Source organism: Phaeobacter sp. SYSU ZJ3003 (assembly GCF_041300735.1).
Lineage (GTDB): Bacteria > Pseudomonadota > Alphaproteobacteria > Rhodobacterales > Rhodobacteraceae > Phycobacter > Phycobacter gallaeciensis_A.
Map to the genome: position 1 here is coordinate 19941 of NZ_PXNU01000046.1, position 17856 is coordinate 37796.

Annotated in this window: 18 protein-coding genes; 12 read left to right on the forward strand and 6 right to left on the reverse strand. The window is 61.0% G+C overall.

The window, feature by feature from the left end:
• Positions 1–75: 75 nt before the first annotated feature.
• The 5 genes from C6W91_RS16120 to C6W91_RS16140 form a co-directional block, all read right to left on the reverse strand.
• The gene (locus C6W91_RS16120) at positions 76–1428 is read right to left on the reverse strand and encodes a glutamine synthetase family protein (protein ID WP_065271751.1); all 1353 of its coding nucleotides are present in this window, start codon (positions 1426–1428) and stop codon (positions 76–78) included.
• Between the two features lie 134 nt (positions 1429–1562).
• The gene (locus C6W91_RS16125) at positions 1563–2597 is read right to left on the reverse strand and encodes a TRAP transporter substrate-binding protein (protein WP_065271750.1); all 1035 of its coding nucleotides are present in this window, start codon (positions 2595–2597) and stop codon (positions 1563–1565) included.
• Positions 2598–2646: 49 nt separating this feature from the next.
• Positions 2647–4149: a TRAP transporter large permease subunit gene (locus C6W91_RS16130; RefSeq protein ID WP_065271749.1), complete on the reverse strand. Its 1503-nt coding sequence runs from the start codon at positions 4147–4149 to the stop codon at positions 2647–2649.
• Positions 4149–4745, reverse strand: coding sequence for a TRAP transporter small permease subunit (locus C6W91_RS16135; protein WP_065271748.1), 597 nt, complete (start codon positions 4743–4745; stop codon positions 4149–4151). Before C6W91_RS16135 ends, C6W91_RS16130 begins: the two co-directional genes overlap by 1 nt.
• Positions 4738–5523, reverse strand: a complete 786-nt coding sequence (locus C6W91_RS16140) for an N-formylglutamate amidohydrolase (protein ID WP_065271747.1) — start codon at positions 5521–5523, stop codon at positions 4738–4740. Before C6W91_RS16140 ends, C6W91_RS16135 begins: the two co-directional genes overlap by 8 nt.
• Before the next feature lie 150 nt (positions 5524–5673).
• Between C6W91_RS16140 and C6W91_RS16145 the strand changes: the two genes are divergently transcribed.
• Both C6W91_RS16145 and C6W91_RS16150 read left to right on the forward strand, forming a co-directional pair.
• A complete protein-coding gene (locus C6W91_RS16145) occupies positions 5674–6546 on the forward strand; it encodes a MurR/RpiR family transcriptional regulator (protein ID WP_065271746.1) in 873 nt (290 codons plus the stop codon).
• Positions 6547–6674: 128 nt separating this feature from the next.
• The gene (locus C6W91_RS16150) at positions 6675–7031 is read left to right on the forward strand and encodes a hypothetical protein (protein WP_370571124.1); all 357 of its coding nucleotides are present in this window, start codon (positions 6675–6677) and stop codon (positions 7029–7031) included.
• Positions 7032–7055: 24 nt separating this feature from the next.
• Here the strand turns inward: C6W91_RS16150 and C6W91_RS16155 are convergent, their stop codons facing one another.
• A complete protein-coding gene (locus C6W91_RS16155) occupies positions 7056–8030 on the reverse strand; it encodes a LysR family transcriptional regulator (protein ID WP_065271744.1) in 975 nt (324 codons plus the stop codon).
• Positions 8031–8128: 98 nt separating this feature from the next.
• Here C6W91_RS16155 and C6W91_RS16160 point away from each other — a divergent pair, with 98 nt between their 5' ends.
• The 10 genes from C6W91_RS16160 to C6W91_RS16205 all read left to right on the forward strand — a co-directional run bounded on the left by C6W91_RS16160 (position 8129) and on the right by C6W91_RS16205 (position 17480).
• Complete coding sequence (locus C6W91_RS16160) at positions 8129–8995, forward strand: ABC transporter permease (RefSeq protein WP_065271743.1); 867 nt, start codon at positions 8129–8131, stop codon at positions 8993–8995.
• Positions 8996–9012: 17 nt separating this feature from the next.
• Positions 9013–9798, forward strand: coding sequence for an ABC transporter permease (locus tag C6W91_RS16165; protein ID WP_065273616.1), 786 nt, complete (start codon positions 9013–9015; stop codon positions 9796–9798).
• Between the two features lie 68 nt (positions 9799–9866).
• Positions 9867–11009 carry an extracellular solute-binding protein gene (locus C6W91_RS16170; RefSeq protein WP_342455926.1) on the forward strand — a complete coding sequence of 381 codons (1143 nt, stop codon included), beginning with the start codon at positions 9867–9869 and terminating at the stop codon, positions 11007–11009.
• Positions 11010–11074: 65 nt separating this feature from the next.
• Positions 11075–12154, forward strand: coding sequence for an ABC transporter ATP-binding protein (locus tag C6W91_RS16175; RefSeq protein WP_065271742.1), 1080 nt, complete (start codon positions 11075–11077; stop codon positions 12152–12154).
• Between the two features lie 39 nt (positions 12155–12193).
• The gene (locus C6W91_RS16180) at positions 12194–13531 is read left to right on the forward strand and encodes an aspartate aminotransferase family protein (protein WP_065271741.1); all 1338 of its coding nucleotides are present in this window, start codon (positions 12194–12196) and stop codon (positions 13529–13531) included.
• A 3-nt stretch (positions 13532–13534) separates the two neighbouring features.
• Positions 13535–14461 carry a 3-keto-5-aminohexanoate cleavage protein gene (locus C6W91_RS16185; protein ID WP_065271740.1) on the forward strand — a complete coding sequence of 309 codons (927 nt, stop codon included), beginning with the start codon at positions 13535–13537 and terminating at the stop codon, positions 14459–14461.
• Positions 14461–14952 carry a GNAT family N-acetyltransferase gene (locus C6W91_RS16190; protein ID WP_065271739.1) on the forward strand — a complete coding sequence of 164 codons (492 nt, stop codon included), beginning with the start codon at positions 14461–14463 and terminating at the stop codon, positions 14950–14952. Before C6W91_RS16185 ends, C6W91_RS16190 begins: the two co-directional genes overlap by 1 nt.
• The gene (locus tag C6W91_RS16195) at positions 14949–15974 is read left to right on the forward strand and encodes a histone deacetylase family protein (protein ID WP_065271738.1); all 1026 of its coding nucleotides are present in this window, start codon (positions 14949–14951) and stop codon (positions 15972–15974) included. The genes C6W91_RS16190 and C6W91_RS16195 overlap by 4 nt, the downstream gene beginning before the upstream one ends.
• Positions 15971–17074 carry an FAD-binding oxidoreductase gene (locus C6W91_RS16200; RefSeq protein ID WP_274838796.1) on the forward strand — a complete coding sequence of 368 codons (1104 nt, stop codon included), beginning with the start codon at positions 15971–15973 and terminating at the stop codon, positions 17072–17074. Before C6W91_RS16195 ends, C6W91_RS16200 begins: the two co-directional genes overlap by 4 nt.
• 55 nt (positions 17075–17129) lie before the next feature.
• Positions 17130–17480 (forward strand): RidA family protein, encoded by a 351-nt coding sequence (locus C6W91_RS16205; protein WP_065271736.1) that lies wholly within the window; start codon positions 17130–17132, stop codon positions 17478–17480.
• The last annotated feature ends 376 nt before the right edge of the window (positions 17481–17856 follow it).

The following is a 17856-nucleotide window of genomic DNA, read 5'->3' on the forward strand; positions in this document are numbered from 1 at the left end:
CCTCTTGTGTTTGCTGTCAGGGGGCTTTCCCCTGCCGTGTCAGTATTTCGGGGTCCGGAGCAAGGCGCCGTGGCGTCAGGCCCGTTCAAATCCGCGTGCGATTTCGTAGTCGGTCACCACGCGTTCAAAGTCTTCGATCTCCACCTCGGCGGCGCGCACGTAGTGGTCGACCACATCGTCGCCAAAGGCTTTGCGCAGCAGGGTCGAGCCATTCAGCGCCTCGCGGGAATCGCGCAGGGAGCCGGGCAGCATGCCGGTCTCGCCCTGATAGACGTCACCCTTGGCTGCGGGGGCCAGTTCCAGTTGTTCCTCGATGCCCGCGATGCCTGCAGCCAGCTGCGCGGCCATGGCCAGATAGGGGTTGATGTCCGAGCCGCCGACGCGGCACTCGACACGCACTGCCTTGGTGCCATCGCCGCAAAGGCGGAAGCCCGCAGTGCGGTTGTCCACCGACCAGATGATCCGGGTCGGGGCAAAGGTGCCTTTCATGAAGCGTTTGTAGCTGTTGATGTAGGGGGCCAGGAAATACATGTAATCGGGGGCGTATTTCAGCATCCCGGCCATGTAGTGTTTCATCAGCTGGCTCATCCCCAGTTCATCGTTTTCGTCATAGAAGGCGGGTTTGCCATCCTTCCACAGGGACTGGTGCACGTGGGAAGATGAGCCGACCTTGTCCTGGTGCCATTTCGGTAGGAAGGTCGCGGCATGGCCCTGCTGCCAGGCGATTTCCTTCACCGCGTGTTTGGCGATGGTGTGGTGATCGGCGGTGTTGAGCGCGGCATCATATTTGATGTTCAGCTCTTCCTGACCGGCCTCGGCCTCACCCTTGGTGTTCTCGACCGGAATGCCCGCATCCCACAGGTGATTGCGCAGTGGGCGCATCACGTGCTCTTCCTTGGTGGTCTGCAGGATGTGGTAGTCTTCGTTATAGGCCGAGATCGGCGTCAGATCGCGGAAGCCGGATTTGGCGATCTCGCCAAAGCTTTTCTCGAACAGGAAGAACTCCAATTCGGTGGCCATCATCGCATCATAGCCCATATCGGCCAGCCGCTGGATCTGCTTTTTCAGGATCGCGCGGGGGGAATGGGGGATTTCCTTGTGGGTGTGGTGGTCCAGCACATCGCAAAGCACCATCACCGTGCCTTCCAGCCAGGGCATCGGGCGCAGGGTGGAAAGGTCCGGTTTCATCACATAGTCGCCATAGCCGCCTTCCCAGCTGGTGGAGGCATAGCCGTCGGGCGTCGCCATCTCCAGATCGGTGGCCAAGAGGTAGTTGCAGCAATGGGTTTCTTCCCAGGCGCTGGCGACAAAATGTTTGGCGTGGAACCGTTTGCCCATCAGGCGTCCCTGCATGTCCACAAGGCACACCAGAACGGTGTCAACAGTGCCGTCGGCAACCTGAGATTTAAGCGTGTCGAAGGAGAGCATGAGGGGCCCTTTGTGTGTTGCGGCCCGCAGGGGCGGACGCGTTTCCGTCCGACCCCTGCGGGCGAATTCCTGTTCAGGGTATCCGGCCCGCATATAGGTGGCGGGCCGGATGTAGGGTCTAGGACCGGGGCCTATCAGCCGTAGCGGTAGGGGCGACCGGCCTTGGTCATGTCCGAATTGTACTTCTTGATGATCTCGACAACCTTCGCCTTGGTGGGGCTTTCGGCTGCGATCTCATCCCAGAATTTATAGGCCGCTTCTTCAACGGTGGCCCATTCGGCATCGGGGATCGAGGTCAGTTCCATCTTCGGACCGTTGACGCGCAGATCTGCTTCGCCGCCCCAGTACCACCACTGACGGTAGTAGTGCGATTGATCACAGCAGACGCGGAACAGGGTCTGCAGGTCTTCCGGCAGCTCGTTCCAGCGGCCCTGGTTGGCAAAGAAGGAGCCAGCCCATGCGCCCGAGATGTTGTTGGTCAGGAAGTAGTTGGTCACATCGGCCCAGCCAACGGTGTAGTCTTCGGTGATGCCCGACCATGCGATACCGTCAAGTTCGCCGGTCTGCATGGCGACTTCGATGTCTTCCCAGGGGAGGGTGACCGGCACCACGCCGAACTGGCTGAGGAAGCGACCGGCGGTCGGGAAGGTAAAGACGCGCTTGCCTTTGAGGTCCTCAAGGCTGCGGATCGGGTCTTTGGTGGCAAAGTGGCAGGGGTCCCAGGCACCGGCCGAGATGTGTTTCACGCCAACCTTGGAATATTCTTCGTCCCAGATTTCGTTCAGGCCATATTTGTTGAACAGCACCGGCACGTCGAGCGAGTAGCGCGAGGCGAACGGGAAGTAGCCGCCAAAGACGGTGACTTCGGTGGGCGATGCCATGGAGTCATCATCCGACTGCACCGCGTCGATGGTGCCGCGCTGCATGGCGCGGAACAATTCGCCGGTGGGCACCAGCTGATCGGCGAAATACAGCTCGATCTGCATGCGGTCGCCTGCGATCTGGTTGAACATATCGATGGCGGGTTTCACCACGTGTTCGGCCAGAGCCGCACCGGCATAGGTCTGCATGCGCCATTTGATTGTGGATTGCGCCAGTGCCGGTGTGGCGAGCGGCGCCGCCATTGCGCCTGCACCGGCGGTGGTCAAAAACTTACGTCTTGTCGTCATCTCGTTTTCTCCTTGTTGAAATAGGGCCCCCGAACAGGGCTCTTTTTGGTTATTTTCCGTAGACCAGATCGGGCAGCCACAGGGCGATCTGCGGGAACAGCATCACCAGAGATAGCGCCACGATCATCACAGCGACAAAGGGGATGATAGAGACATAGATGTCCTTCAGCCCGATTTCCGGCGGCGCCATGGCGCGCATCAGGAACAGGTTGTAGCCAAAAGGCGGCGTCATATAGGCGATCTGCGTCGTGATGGTGTAAAGCACCCCGTACCAGATCAGATCAAAGCCGAGCGCCCCGACCAGCGGCACATAAAGCGGCGCCACGATCACCAGCATCGCGGTGTCATCCAGGAAAGTGCCCATAATGACAAAGCTGAGCTGCATGAGGATCAGGATCATCCAGGGGGAAAGGCCCAGCTGCGTGGTGAAGAGATCCTCGATCGCCTTCACGGCGCCCAGCCCGTCAAAGATCGCGCCGAACCCCAGCGCAGCAAGGATGATCCACATGAACATGCAGGAAATGCCCAGCGTCGAGCGCACGGAGGTTTCAAACACCTCCTTGTTCATGCGCCCCTTCAGCACCGCAGCGATAAAGGCGGTCATGGCACCGATGGCCGAGCTTTCCACCAGCGAGGTCCAGCCGTTGACGAAGGGGATCATCATCGCGGCAAAGATCGCCAGCGGCAGCACGCCCGAGAACAAGAGGCGGTATTTCTCTTTCAGGAACAGGTCGGTGTAGAACAGCGGGATCTTTCGGGTGACAAAGGACAGCGCCGCTGCCGCCAGCGCCAGACCGATGGCCGATTTCGGCGCTACGAAGTCCAGCTTCACCACCAGTGGGATCAGCACCAGCGCGGCCAGAACGATATGGTTCAGGCGCAGCGGGTGGTCACTGACGCGGTCGTATTCGGCCAGATCCTCGGGTGTCATCGCCGGGCCAAGGTCCGGCTGCATCCGGGCGCGGAAATATATGTAGGCGATGAACATGGTGGCCATCAGAAGGCCCGGCACCACGCCGGCCAACCACAGCTGACCCACCGGCTGTCGTGCGATCATCGCATAAAGCACCAGCACGACCGAAGGCGGCACCAGAATGCCTAGACTGGACCCAGCCTGAATTGTGCCTGTCACCAGAATCTTGTCATAGCCGCGCCGCAAGAGTTCCGGCAGCGCAATGGTGGCGCCGATGGCCATGCCGGCGACCGACAGGCCGTTCATGGCAGAGACCAGAACCATCAGGCCGATGGTGCCGATGGCCAGGCCGCCTTTTACCGGTCCCATCCAGACGTGGAACATGCGGTACAGATCGTCGGCGATCTTCGATTCCGACAGCACGTAGCCCATGAAGATGAACATCGGCAGCGTCAGCAGTGGATACCACTTCATCAGCTTCATCGCGGCGGAAAACGGGATCTCGACACCGCCGGTGCCCCAGAGGAGCAGACCGGCAACCGCGCCGACAAAACCGATGGCGCCAAAGACGCGCTGGCCGGTCATCAGCATCAGCATCATGCCGGCAAACATCACGAGGGCGATCATTTCATAGGGCATCAGAGGTCCACTCCGCGCAGGCGTCCGATATCCCGGAACAATTCGGCAAGGCATTGCAGCAGCATCAGAAAGACACCGAAGCAGAGGGTGAATTTGACGGGCCACAGGAAGGGTCGCCAGGCGGTGGAACTGCGTTCGAGATAGCCGAGTTTTTCACCCGCCGCGGTCGGCCCCTCCCTCACCAGCGTCCAGATGAGGTCACCAAAGAAGGAAAAAGGCTCCATCCCGAAATAACCAAGGCTATAGGCGGTGGAACTGACCGCGCCGTAAAGCAGAATCCCAAGGTAGACCATCAGGAACAGAACGGTGAAGGCATCGACCCAGGCTTTGGTTCGGGTGCTCCAGCCGCCATAGAACAGGTCCATCCGCACGTTCGATCCCATCTGGATCGAATAGGGCCCGCCAAGGATGTAATAGGCGACCATCACGAATTGTGCGGTCTCCAATGTCCAGAGTGACGGGTTGAAGAAGGTCTTGGAGACCGAGGACCACAGCAGGACCCCGATCAGGGCAAAGATCAGATACATCGCGAACCGGCCAATGAACCGGTTCAGCGCATCGATCATGCGGACATATCGCAGAATGAAACTAGGCATTGGCCTGCCTCCCGGCCTTGAGCGCGGCAAGCGCAGGACGCAGCAGCACCAGCAGGTCTTCGGCTATGGCGGCCTCATCCTGCGGGGTGCGTAGCAGATCGTTACGCACTTCGATCATCACATTGGCGAGCCCGTTTTCCAGACCGTGCAGGCGCAGGGAATGGGTGACGCCATCCTCTGGGCCGTAGGGATCGTTGCGGGCGATCCTACGCTGCGGCAGGCGAGGGGCCTCGGCCAGCATGGCATCGGCCAGACGGGTGTCGCTGTCGTGCAGAATGCCGATTTCAACGGCGCGGTGTTCGCCGAAATAGACCGGTGTGAAACTGTGCATGGTGACCAGAACCGTCGGCAGGTCTTTGGCCTTGCGCGCTGCCAGCACGTCGCTGACCGCCTGACAGAACGGGGTATAGACCGTGTCAACACGCTCGGCGCGTTGTTCGGGCGTCAGGTCACAGTTGCCCGGCACCACGATCACTTCAGACTTTTCCGGCATGGCCGAGGCGGCTTCGGGCGGACGGTTGCAGTCGTAGACAAGCCGCGACACCCGGCTGGCCACCAGCGGCGCATCAAGAGCGTCGGACAGGGCGAGCGACACCGCCCGGGCGCCCGGGTCCCAGGCAGCATGGCTGGTGCGGTCGGCTTCAGCGAGGCCAAGCCCTTTGTAGCGCGCAGGAATGTGGTGGCTGGCGTGCTCACACAGGATCACCACCTCCCCCGCGCCGTCGGCGTTGAAGACTTCGGTAGCCTCGCTCAGAGCGTTGGAATCGCCCGGTGACATTCAGTACTCCCCGATTTTGGAAAAATGTTTTCACGTGGGGCATTTTCTGTCAATATCGTTTCAGGCAGTTTTTTCTGCGGTCGTTTTCCGCGCGATGTAGGATGCGGCGAATGCCCGTTTTTTGATCGACCGAAACAGAGGTGTGCCCCCTTGTCCAAACCCGCCGCCAGTGTGCGAGAGCTGATCCGCGAACACTATTCGACGCTGACCCAGTCCGAGCGCAAGTTCGCCAATGCTCTGCTCGAAAACTATCCTGCGGCGGGGCTGGCCTCGATCACCATCGTCGCGTCGAATGCCGAGGTTTCGACCCCGACGGTGGCGCGGATGGTCCAAAAACTCGGCTTCAAGGGCTACCCGCAGTTCCATCAGGCGCTGCTGAAAGAGCTGGAGGCGCAGGTGTCCGGCCCGACGCAACGACGCGCGAACTGGGCATCCGAGGCGCCCGAGGGACATCTGCTGAACAGATTCGCACAAGCTGTGACGGACAACCTTGGTCAGACCTTTTCAAACCTCGACTACGAACAATTCGACCGCGCGGTGCACCAGCTGGCCGATACCGAAGGGCGGCTCTATGTGGTGGGCGGGCGGATCACCCGGGCGCTGGCCGACTATGCCTTCACCCATTTTCAGGCGATCCGTCAGCACGTGACGCATATGACCTCGTCTTCGGCTACCTGGCCCCATTACGTGCTGGACATGGTCGAGGGTGACACCTTGCTGATGTTCGACGTACGGCGTTATGAAACCAACCTGCAACGGCTTGCGGAACTGGCGGCCGAACGTGGGGTGAAAATCATCCTGATCACGGACCAATGGGCCAGTCCGATCACCTCGGTTGCCCATTATACGTTCAATTGCTGGGTTGAAATCCCGTCGGCATGGGATTCGAACATCTCCACCATGATGCTGCTGGAGGCGATGATCTCTGCCACCCAGGAAGAAGGCTGGGATGAAACCCGCGAGCGCTATGAACGGCTGGATGAACTGTTCGATATGACGCGGCTATTCCGCAAGTTTTCCTGACAGCGACAATTGCTGTCAGCCATCCGGTGGATGGGATGGACATGCGCCGGAGGATACCGCAGTGTATTGATATTCAGCGCCTTTCGGGTGCGCCGAGATCAAAAAGTGTTATAGCGAGGTCCGAACGTATGAACAGGTTTGTCAGAGTTGTTGCCATCGCCAGCATTGCGGTTCTGGCTGCCGTCCCCTCCATCGGCAAGCAGCTGAGCCGTATTCTTGCGGAATCGGGCCTGTCGCCTTTGGATATGGAGATGATGATCCAGGCTGAGGCTGTCCTCTACAGCGTCAGCCAGCCAAAGACCGGCACGGTCGAAGCGTGGAGCAATCCCGAAACCGAGGCTCATGGTACGGTGACGATCATCAACCGGAATGCCAACTGCATCATGTTGCAGCACGAAGCGCACATGAAGGGTAGGGAGAAGGCTTTGCAGCCAAAGCGCAAGTTCTGCAAGGACGATAAGGGCGCGTGGCGCTTGTCGCTTTAAGCGGGTTTCAAGGTCAGTACTGATTCAGCGATAGGTTCGCTGCTCGATCGGGGTGGCTGCAATCGCTTCCAGTAAGCCGTCGATCAGCAATTCCTCGGCCCGGTTTTTTGCGGCGTGGCGGTTCCAGACCACATGCACGTCGATGGCGGGAAGATCATCATATGGCGGGACCTGCCAGAGCTGCCCATCCCGGACATCCCGCGCCGCCACGTGGACGGGCAGGGGGCCGATACCGACACCGGCCACGATCATGCGGTGAACTTCCTCAAGGTGACTGGACAGGCCGGTAACCTTGTCGCCCAGTTCGGCCTGCGCCCGCATTACTGTCACCGGTTTCAGCACATCGTGCAGCCGGTCGGTTTCAAAGCTGACCGAACTGTGCCCGGCCAGATCCGACAGTTTCAGATCCTTGCGCCCGAACAGCGGATGGCGCGGGCCGCAGAACAGACCAAAGAATTCCCGGTACAGACGCCGGTACTCCAGCTTTGGGTTGTGATCCCGCACCAGGCACAGTGCAAAAGAGGCCCGTTTTGCAGCCACCTCGGCGATGGCGGCGGCGCTGGTGCGCACGTCGATCGACAGGGTGGCTTTGGGGTGTGCGAGGTGGAAATCGGCCAGTACCTCGTCAAACAGCGGGCAGACAACGTGGCTGGCCATGACGATCTTGACGTGGCCCTGCACCTCATCCGTCAGCTCCCGCATCAGTGTGGACAACCGCAGGATGGAGCCGTTGATGTCCAATGCCTCGCGATAGAGCAGCCGCCCGGCATCGGTCAGCTGGTAATGCCCCGGCGAGCGGTCGATCAGCTTGCGCCCGATGCGGTCCTCCAGCTTCTTCAGCGCGGCAGAAACCGAAGGCTGTTTCAGCCGCAGTTGTTGTGCCGCCTCGGTGATCGAGTGGCTTTCTGCCAGTACCACGAAGGTGCGCAGCAGGTTCCAGTCCAACTCGCGGGCAATACGCTCGGGGGCAAAGCGCCCGTCGCTTTCCATAGATTCCATCTATATTCACAATTTTGATTATCTATTTGATCTATGGTGATCAGGTTTTGCATGCTTCCGTCAAGCCCGGATTAAGTGGGCGTTAACAGGGAAAGACCATGTCCGTCGAAAAACGAGAGGCGCGTCAGCCTTGGATTCTGCTGTTCCCCGCCCTGTCTGCGGTGACGTTGTTACTGTTCGTCCCGCTGCTGTTTATTCTGGTCTACAGTTTCTGGCTGCGCACCGCCACTGGCGCCGATGTGGCGGGTTTCTACCTTGATAACTGGCAAGAGGCGCTGAGCGATCCTTTCTACCGGGATATTCTGATCAGTACCCTGCGCATCGCGGCGATCACCACCGTGGCCTGCGCCCTGATGGGGTACCCTTCGGCCTATTTCATTGCCCGTTCGCAGGGCAATAAGGCGGTGCTCTTGCTGCTTTTGATGCTGCCCTTCTGGATTAGCTACATCATCCGCACGATGAGCTGGATCAACATTCTGGGTGTATCCGGCGCCTTCAACTCGGCGCTGCTGGCGCTGGGCATCATCGATGAGCCGATTCAGATGCTCTATAACGAGGTGACGGTCATTCTGGGTCTGGTGCACTTCCTGCTGCCCTTCATGATTCTCAATATCTTCGTCAGCCTCGACGGCATCGATACCAATCTTGAAAACGCCGCCAATTCTCTGGGCGCGACCCGCTGGCAGGCGTTCCTGCAAGTCACCCTGCCGCTATCACTGCCGGGTTTGGCCGCCGGTGGTCTGCTTTGCTTCGTGCTGGGCGCGGGCACTTATATTACCCCGCTGGTTCTGGGCGGGCCGCGCGATGCCATGTTCGCCAACCTCGTGTTCGAAGCCATCATTACCCAGCTGAACTGGCCTCTTGGCTCGGCCCTGTCGCTGATGCTGCTGGCAGTGCTTGGAGCGCTGGTGATGATCTATAACCGCTACCTGGGCATGGCCCAGCTGATGAAGGGGCTGGGCTGATGGAAGGTCGTTTCAACATGGGCTGGAGCCTGATCCGGGGCTGGGCTGTTCTTGTCTATATCTTCATGTTCCTGCCAGTGGCCGTGGTTGTGCTGCTCAGCTTTAACGCCAGCCAGTTTGGCAATTTCCCGATGACCGGATTTTCCTTCCGTTGGTTCGTGGAACTGGCAGGGAACGATGCGATCCTGCGCGCCTTTCGTACCTCGATCATCCTCGGTCTGCTGACTGCGCTGATTTCGACAACGCTGGGCGTTCTGGCCAGTCTTGCGCTGGTGCGCTACCGGGTGCCGGGGGCCAATGCGATTTCGACCCTTCTGATCGCGCCGATCTTGGTGCCCGAGGTGGTGCTGGCGGTGGCGCTGCTGCTGTTCCTGAACTTCCTTGGAATCAACAAGAGCTTTGGCCTCCTGCTGGCAGGTCACGTGATCTTCACGCTGCCCTTTGTGATCCTCGTGGTGCAGGCGCGGCTTGTGTCGATCAAGCGCGACGTCGAAGAGGCCGCGATGAGCCTTGGCGCCTCGCCGGTGCAGACCTTCTTTCAGGTCACGCTGCCCCTGATGCTGCCCGCTGTTCTGGCCGGGGGGCTCTTCGCCTTTACCATCAGTTTCGACGACATCACCGGCACACTGTTCTGGAAGCCCGGCGGCGTGGAAACCGTGCCGACGCAGATCTTCGCCATGCTGAGAAACTCGATCAGCCCGGAGATCAACGCGCTGGGCACCGTAATGATCGTGATGACCGTTGGCCTGCCGCTCCTCGGTGCAGCCATCGCCCGGGCCATGGCCCGCAAAAGCGGCACGTAAGAACCGCGCCCTCCCCAAATAAGACCAACAAAATACAGACCAACATGGAGACTGAAATGACCAAGAAAATGGACAATACCACCCGGTATGAGCGCGCCCGCGAGCGCTATGTGAACGGTGATCTGGATCGCCGCAGCTTTCTGGGGCTGATCGGCGCGGCCGGTCTGGCCTATGGCGTGTCCACGCCCTTTGCCAAATACGCGCATGCGGCGACCACCGAGCAGGTGCGGTTCGACGGCTGGGGCGGCGTTGTCAGCGAAGCCTTCCGCAAGCACGCCTTTGATCCCTACACCGGCAAGACCGGCATCAAGGTTGTTGACGGCACATTCGGCGGTGGCGACGAATATCTGTCGCGCGTCAAGGCCAGCCAGCCGGGCGAATATAACATCGCGCACCTGTCGGGCGTCTTCGACTACGCACGCTATCACGCGCTGGGCCTCAGCTCGGAACTCAATGAGGCCAACATCCCCAACCTCGAATACGTGATCCCGAAACTGGTCGATGTGTTCCGCGGCGTGTCGGGCGGCAAACTGTCCTGCGTTCCCTATGACTACGGCACCACCGGTCTGGCCTATAACCGCAAGCATATCTCGGACGACGAGATGAAGGAAAAAGGCGCCAAGATCCTGATCGAGGAAGCCTACAAGGGCAAGATCGCAGGCTGGAGCGACTGGCGCACCCGCATGTGGTACGCGGCGCTGCAGACCGGCCAGAACCCGAACGAGATTTCGGATGAAGAGGCAGCATGGGATGCGGTCCGCACCCACCGCGACCTCAGCCTGAAATACTGGGGTTCGGGCGCCGAACTGATGAGCCTTCTGGCCGAAGAAGAGATCTACGTCACCGAAGCCTGGTCCGGCCGCATCTTTGCGCTGCAGGAGCAGGGCCATGACATCGGTTACATGGATCCGCCCAACGGATTCGGCTGGCAGGAATGCCTCTTCGTGATGAAAGGCTCGCCGATGGAAGCCTGCGAAGAACTGCTGAACTTCATGCTGGCGCCGGAAACCTCGATCGCGGTGGCCGAAGGCCAGAACTACCCGACCGCGCTGGATCCAACCAAGGTCGATCTTGGCGACAAGATCCCGACCCTGCCGGCCTTTGACCCTACCGGCACGCTGGATGGTCTGACCTTTGCCGATCCGGACTTCTGGAACGGTCACGAAGCCGACTGGTCGAAAACCTTCGGTCGCGTCCAGAAGGGCTACTGATCCCTCCCGCCCTCTCCCCGAACGGGGAGGGGGCACCTTTGAACCTTCCATCCGGAGAGCACCCCGTGAGTTCCGTCACCCTGAACAACATCGTCAAACGTTTTGGCACCTTCACGGCCGTGCATCAGGCCAATCTTGAAATCCCCGAAGGCGCTTTTGTGACGCTGCTGGGGCCGTCGGGCTGCGGCAAGACCACGAACCTGCGGATGATCGCGGGCCTGCTGGATCCGAGCGAGGGCGAAATCCTGATCGGTGGCAAGCGCGTCAACGATGTACCGATACACAAGCGCAACCTGGGGATCGTGTTCCAGAACTACGCCCTGTTCCCGCACAAGACCGTGGCCGAAAACATCGCCTTTGGCCTGAAATATCGTGATGTCCCCAAATCCGATGTGGCCCGCCGGGTGCAGGAGGCGCTGGATCTGGTGCAGCTGCCGGACGTGGGCAGCCGCTATCCCAAGGAACTGTCGGGCGGGCAGCAGCAGCGGATCGCGCTGGCCCGTGCCATCGTCATCGAACCCGAAGTGCTGCTGCTGGATGAACCCCTGTCGGCGTTGGATGCCAACCTGCGCGAAGACATGCGGGTCGAGCTGAAGCGCATTCAGGCCCAGATCGGTGTCACCACCGTCTTTGTGACCCATGACCAGTCCGAAGCGCTGGCCATGTCGGACAAGATCGTGGTGATGAGCGCCGGTCGCATCGAGCAGGTCGGCACCCCCGAAGAAGTCTATAATACCCCCGCCAGCGAATTCGTCGCCAATTTCCTTGGCGCCTCCAACATTCTGGCTGGCACCTGTGTGTCCCGCGACGCCAAGGCCGCGCTGCTGGACGTGCCGCTGTTCGGCAAGGTTCCCGTGCCCGCGGACAAGGCTGCCGCCGCCAGCGAAGGCGCCGCAGCAAAGCTGGTCCTGCGCGCAGAGAAGCTGGTGCTGATGGCGCCGGGCAGCGATACCTCTGGTCTCGTCACCGCCGAGGCCGTGGTCGAGACCGTTGATTATCAGGGGCAGACCGTCCGGTATTTCCTGCGCGTTGGGGACACCCAGCTACAGGCGATCAACATGATCGACGGCCGCCCCTTTGCCGAAGGGCAATCTGTCATCGCCGCATTCCGCCCGCAGGATTGCGCGGCGCTGGCTGGCGCCTGACGGTTTTACGCAAGACACGTTCGCGAGCAGGATCACAGCATGAGCAATCTTTTCTATCAGGGCCGAGGCCGCAAACCGGTGCTGGAACAGGCCCGTGGGGTCTATATGTGGGACAAGGATGGCAGGCGCTATCTGGATGGCTCATCCGGGGCGATGGTCTGCAACATCGGGCATTCCAATGAAAACGTGCTGGCCGCGATGCAGCGGCAGATGGAGAAATCCACCTTCGGCTATCGGTTGCATTTCGAAACCGAAGCCTCTGAACAACTGGCTGCACGTCTGGCCGGGCGCATGCCCAAGGGTCTGAATAAGGTGTTCTTCGTGTCTGGCGGCTCGGAAGCGGTGGAAAGCGGGATGAAGATGGCCCGCCAATACGCTCTGGCCACCGGGCAGGACAGCCGCTGGAAGGTGATCTCGCGCAGCCCGTCCTATCATGGTTGCACCCTGGGGGCGCTGGCCGTCACCGGCTATACCACCCTGTCGCAGCCTTTTGCGCCGATGATGCGCGAAATGCCAAAGGTGCCCGCGCCGCGCGCCTATCTGGATGGTCTCGACCCGAACGACAGGGAAACCGGTCTGCATTACGCCGACATGCTGGAGGCGAAGATCCTCGCCGAAGGAGCGGACAGCGTTCTTGCCTTTATTCTGGAACCGGTCGGGGGCGCCTCCACGGGCGCGCTGGTGCCGCCGCTCGGATATATGGAGCGGATCCGCGAGATCTGTGATCGCTATGGCGTGCTGCTGATCATGGATGAAGTCATGACCGGCGCCGGGCGCACGGGGACCTTCCTTGGCTGTGAGCACTGGAATGCACAGCCCGATATCGTGGTGATGTCCAAGGGCATCGGCTCGGGCTATGTGCCGCTGGGCGCGATGATCGCCGATGAACGTCTGGTCGACCCGGTGCTGGATGCGGGCGGCTTTGCCCATGGGTTTACCTATGCCGGCAATCCGCTGGCCTGCGCTGCTGGTCTGGCCGTGGTGGATGAGATCGAGGCACAGGACCTGTGCCGGAACGCCACCGAGATGGGCGACAAGCTGATCGCACGCCTGCACGGGCTGATGCAGAAGCACGAAATCATCGGCGATGTGCGCGGCAAAGGGCTGCTCACCGCCTTTGAATTCATGTCGGACCGCGACACCAAGGCGCCGCTGCCCAAGGGGTTGAACGCCTATCAGCGGTTCGTCGATATTGCCTATGATAAGGGGCTGATCGTTTATTCCCGCCGCACCCGCGATGGGGTGGAGGGCGATCATATCCTCGTCTGTCCGCCGCTGATCGTGAATGACACCCATCTGGATGAGATCATCGAAGGCCTTGATGCCTCGCTGGTCCAGTTCACCGATGAAATACACCCCGCACTGAAAGTCGGCTGAGACATGTCCAAGATTCTGATCACCTGCGCCATCACCGGTTCGATTCATACGCCGTCGATGTCGCCCTATCTGCCGGTGACGGCGGATGAGATCACCGAGCACGCGCTGGGCGCGGCAGAGGCAGGCGCAGCTGTTCTGCACCTGCACGCGCGCGATCCCGAAACCGGTCAGCCCTCGGCCAGCAGCGAACATTTCAAGGCGTTTCTGCCCCGCATCAAGCAGGCCAGCGACGCGGTGCTGAATATCTCGACCGGGGGCAGCGCCGTGATGACGCTGGAGGACCGGCTGGCAGCCCCCAAGATGGCCGAGCCGGAGATGTGCAGCCTCAACATGGGCACGATGAACTTCGCGCTTTACCCGGCGGCCGAGCGGATCACCGAATGGAAACACGACTGGGAAAAGCCGTTCCTGGAAAACTCGGATGATCTGGTGTTCAAGAACACACCGCGCGACATGGCGCGGATCCTGACCGAGATCGGCCAAGAGCGCGGCGCTCGGTTCGAGTTCGAATGCTATGATGTCAGCCATCTTTATATGCTGAAACATTTCGTGGACCGGGGCCTCGTGAAGGCGCCGCTGTTCATTCAGTTCGTATTCGGTGTTCTGGGCGGTATCGGGCCGGATCCGGAGAACCTCACCCATATGAAACTGATCGCCGACAAGCTGTTTGGCGATAGCTATATGTTCTCGGTGCTGGCAGCGGGTCGCCACCAGATGCCGCTGATCACCATGGGGGCGGCGATGGGCGGCCACGTGCGGGTCGGGCTGGAAGACAGTCTGATGATTTCCCGTGGGCAGCTGGCCAAGACCAATGCCGAGCAGGTGACCAAGATCCGCCGCATCGTCGAGGACCTGGGCCGCGAGGTCGCCAGCCCCGACGAAGCACGCCAGATGCTGGCCCTGAAGGGCGCGGACCGGACCGCGATCTGATGGAGATCCGGTTTCGCCCGGCAGGGGCGCAGGATGTGCCTGCGTTGCATTGGGCGCTGACGCAGTTGTCGCAGGATCTGGGCGATCGCCACGTTGCGGGGGAGGCTGATCTGATGCGCGCAGGGTTCGGTACTGATCCCGCCTTTGGCGCGCTACTGGCCGAGGCAGGCCCGCCTGTGGCGGCGCGCACGGTCGGGGCCAGCCTGTTCTCGCCGGTGTTTTCCACCGTGCGCGGGGCGGCCGGGGTCTATGTGGCCGACCTTTGGGTTGCGGCGGATGTGCGCGGGCAAAGGCTGGGCCAGCGCCTGCTGGCAGCGGTGCTGCAAGAGGCGCAGAGCAGATGGGATGCACGGTTTCTGAAGCTCAACGTCTATGACGACAGCCCGGATGCGCGCAGGTTTTACGACAGGCTCGGGTTCAAACCCGCCGTGTCGCAGACGGAAATGATACTGGATGAGGCCGGATGCGCGGCCCTGAGAGGAGAGACATGAAAGCGGTTTTTGACGAACGCCAGTGGAACCACGATCCAAAGCATTTCATGGCGAACGGCGCCATTCTACCCAATCCGGAACAACCGAAGCGGATCGAGGTTCTGCATGCAGGCGCAGTGGCAGCCGGGTGCAGCTTTCAGGCGCCTCAGGATGCCGGTCTTGGCCCGATTGCAGCGCTGCATTCGGCGGAGTACCTGACCTTTCTGGAGAACATCTATACCCGCTGGCAGCGTATTCCCGGAGCCGGTGAAGAGGTCATTCCCAACATACACCCTGCAGCCCGGACCGACGGGTATCCCAAATCCGCCGTGGGACAGGCTGGGTTCCACCAAGCCGATACCGCCTGCCCGATTGCCGAAGGCACCTGGGAGGCGGCCTATTGGTCGGCACAATCGGCTGTCACCGGCGCCGATCTGATCCTTGGCGGCGAACGCTCGGCATATGTGCTGTCGCGCCCGCCGGGGCACCATGCCTTTGGCGATCTGGCGGGGGGCTTTTGCTTTCTCAACAATTCCGGCATCGCGGCAGAGCGGCTGCGCGCCGCTGGCCTGCGCCCGGCCATCTTGGATGTGGACGTGCACCACGGCAACGGCACCCAGGGTATCTTCTACCGTCGTGACGATGTGCTGACTGTCTCGATCCATGCGGATCCGGCGCGGTTCTACCCGTTCTTCTGGGGCCATGCACAGGAACGCGGTGAAGGTCAGGGGCTGGGTTATAACCTAAACCTGCCCCTGTCGCGCGGCACCGGGGACGAGGATTACCTGAAAACCCTGGCCACCGCCCTTCAGCGTGTGAAAAGCTTTGGCACTGATGTGCTGGTCGTGGCGCTGGGGCTGGATGCCTCGATTGACGATCCCTTCGAGGGGCTGGCGGTGACCAAAGAGGGCTTTGCCCGCATCGGCGCGGCGATTGCGGCCACCGGCCTGCCGGTTCTCTTTGTGCAGGAGGGAGGCTACCTCTCCGACTCGCTTGGCGAAAACCTGACACGAACCCTAACCGGGTTTCAGGAGGAAGCGTGAGCGCGAACTTTGATGTCATCGTGATCGGCGGCGGGATCGCCGGGATTTCGGCAGCTGCTGAACTGGCCCGCGATATGTCGGTGCTGGTTCTGGAGGCAGAGCCGCAGACCGGCTATCACGCCACCGGCCGGTCGGCGGCCATCTTCATCCGCAACTACGGCAATGACACGCTGCGTGCCCTCAACGCGGCCTCGGCGCCGGTGCTGGAAGCGCCGGAAGGTATTTCGGATCGCTCACTTCTGTCACCGCGCGGCGAGATGCTGGTGGCCGACGAAAGCGAACTGCCCGCGCTTGAGACTTATGCGGCAGGCGCTGTCGGGCTGGAGCGGTTGTCACCAGAGCAAGCGGTTGAACTGGTTCCCATCTTGCGCCCCGAACGGATTGCGGGTGCGCTGATTGAATGGGATGCGCAGGATATCGACGTTGACCGGATGCTGGCAGGCTATGCCAGCCTGTTGAAACGGCGGGGCGGCCAGATCGTGACCGGGGCGCGGGTCAGCGCATTGACCCATACAGGTCAGGATTGGCAGGTGCAGGCGGGTGATGACACATATACTGCGCCCATTGTGATCAATGCTGCCGGGGCCTGGGCGTCGCAGGTTGCGGCACTGGCTGGAGCCCTGCCAGTCGATGTGGCACCGCTGCGCCGCTCTGCCGCGATCCTGCCTGCCCCCGAAGGCTATGATCCCACAGGCTGGCCGCTGTTCGCCTCGGCCGCGGAAAACTGGTACGCCAAGCCAGAGGCGGGCAAGCTGATGGTCTCGCCCGCCGATGAGGATCCGGTCGAGCCGCATGATGCCTGGGCCGATGACATGGTGCTCGCCGAAGGGCTTTACCGGTTCGAGCAGGCGGTGACCGTCCCGGTGACGCGGGTCGAAACCTCCTGGGCGGGCCTGCGTAGCTTCGCGCCCGACCGGACCCCCGTTGTCGGTTTCGATCCCCGGGCGGATGGTTTCTTCTGGCTGGCCGGGCAGGGCGGCTACGGCGTGCAGACAGCTCCGGCGCTGGCCGCTCTCACGGTTGCATTGTGCAGCGGCGCGACACCCGCTATCGAACCCGAAGTCGTCGCGGCGCTCAGCCCGGCACGCTTTGACGGATGACCGGATCCCGGATCACAGATTAACTTCAGACCCTACGAACAGATTAGGACGGACAATGACCGAAATTACCCGCAAACACACCGGCCCCCGCATGAGCCAGATCGTCACCCATGGCGACACCATCTATCTGGCCGGTCAGGTTGGCACCGCTGGCGCCAGCGTCGCGCAGCAGACCAAGGATTGTCTTGAGCAGATCGACACACTCCTCGCCGAAGCCGGAAGCGATAAGACCCGGATCCTGCAGACGGTGATCTGGCTGGCTGACATGAAGGACTTTGCCGAAATGAACGAAGTCTGGGATGCATGGGTGCCCGAAGGCCACACGCCTGCACGCGCCTGCGGCGAAGCCAAGCTGGCCACCCCCGACTTCCTGGTCGAGTTCATCGTGACCGCGGCCAAGGCCTGATCCTTCGGCCTTTGGCCAATGACAGAATGCATCAAACAGAAAGCCCGGCCAAATTGGCCGGGCTTTTTGCATCTGACGGAAATGATGTCTCGGGACGGCCGATGATTCCACCCGATTCCTTGGATTCGGAGCCCAAAACCATGCTTAGGCGGGGCGAGGCTGTGGGTAACCCTGTGGGGGAAATTGGATTCGTCTAAAGGCGCCGTGATTTACTCGAGATTCCCAAGGGGCGACACCGCGTGCAGCACGGTTCGCGTCGCAGAGACATGAGCTAAGCCATTGTATTAGTTTGTTACTTTATCTTTCTTGCTGAAAAATGTGTTTTTGTTGATTTTGGGGTTGCGGGTATTTGGAGTTGGGACTAGAACCCCCTTCA

Bases quoted from the DNA above. Each gene is read 5' to 3' on its own strand.
- C6W91_RS16120 (WP_065271751.1), bottom strand. From the start codon at position 1,428: ATGCTCTCCTTCGACACGCTTAAATCTCAGGTTGCCGACGGCACTGTT.
- C6W91_RS16130 (WP_065271749.1), bottom strand. From the start codon at position 4,149: ATGCCCTATGAAATGATCGCCCTCGTGATGTTTGCCGGCATGATGCTG.
- C6W91_RS16170 (WP_342455926.1), top strand. From the start codon at position 9,867: ATGGACAATACCACCCGGTATGAGCGCGCCCGCGAGCGCTATGTGAAC.
- C6W91_RS16190 (WP_065271739.1), top strand. From the start codon at position 14,461: ATGGAGATCCGGTTTCGCCCGGCAGGGGCGCAGGATGTGCCTGCGTTG.
- C6W91_RS16205 (WP_065271736.1), top strand. From the start codon at position 17,130: ATGACCGAAATTACCCGCAAACACACCGGCCCCCGCATGAGCCAGATC.
- C6W91_RS16155 (WP_065271744.1), bottom strand. From the start codon at position 8,030: ATGGAATCTATGGAAAGCGACGGGCGCTTTGCCCCCGAGCGTATTGCC.
- C6W91_RS16185 (WP_065271740.1), top strand. From the start codon at position 13,535: ATGTCCAAGATTCTGATCACCTGCGCCATCACCGGTTCGATTCATACG.
- C6W91_RS16140 (WP_065271747.1), bottom strand. From the start codon at position 5,523: ATGTCACCGGGCGATTCCAACGCTCTGAGCGAGGCTACCGAAGTCTTC.
- C6W91_RS16150 (WP_370571124.1), top strand. From the start codon at position 6,675: ATGAACAGGTTTGTCAGAGTTGTTGCCATCGCCAGCATTGCGGTTCTG.
- C6W91_RS16125 (WP_065271750.1), bottom strand. From the start codon at position 2,597: ATGACGACAAGACGTAAGTTTTTGACCACCGCCGGTGCAGGCGCAATG.
- C6W91_RS16135 (WP_065271748.1), bottom strand. From the start codon at position 4,745: ATGCCTAGTTTCATTCTGCGATATGTCCGCATGATCGATGCGCTGAAC.
- C6W91_RS16195 (WP_065271738.1), top strand. From the start codon at position 14,949: ATGAAAGCGGTTTTTGACGAACGCCAGTGGAACCACGATCCAAAGCAT.
- C6W91_RS16180 (WP_065271741.1), top strand. From the start codon at position 12,194: ATGAGCAATCTTTTCTATCAGGGCCGAGGCCGCAAACCGGTGCTGGAA.
- C6W91_RS16160 (WP_065271743.1), top strand. From the start codon at position 8,129: ATGTCCGTCGAAAAACGAGAGGCGCGTCAGCCTTGGATTCTGCTGTTC.
- C6W91_RS16165 (WP_065273616.1), top strand. From the start codon at position 9,013: ATGGGCTGGAGCCTGATCCGGGGCTGGGCTGTTCTTGTCTATATCTTC.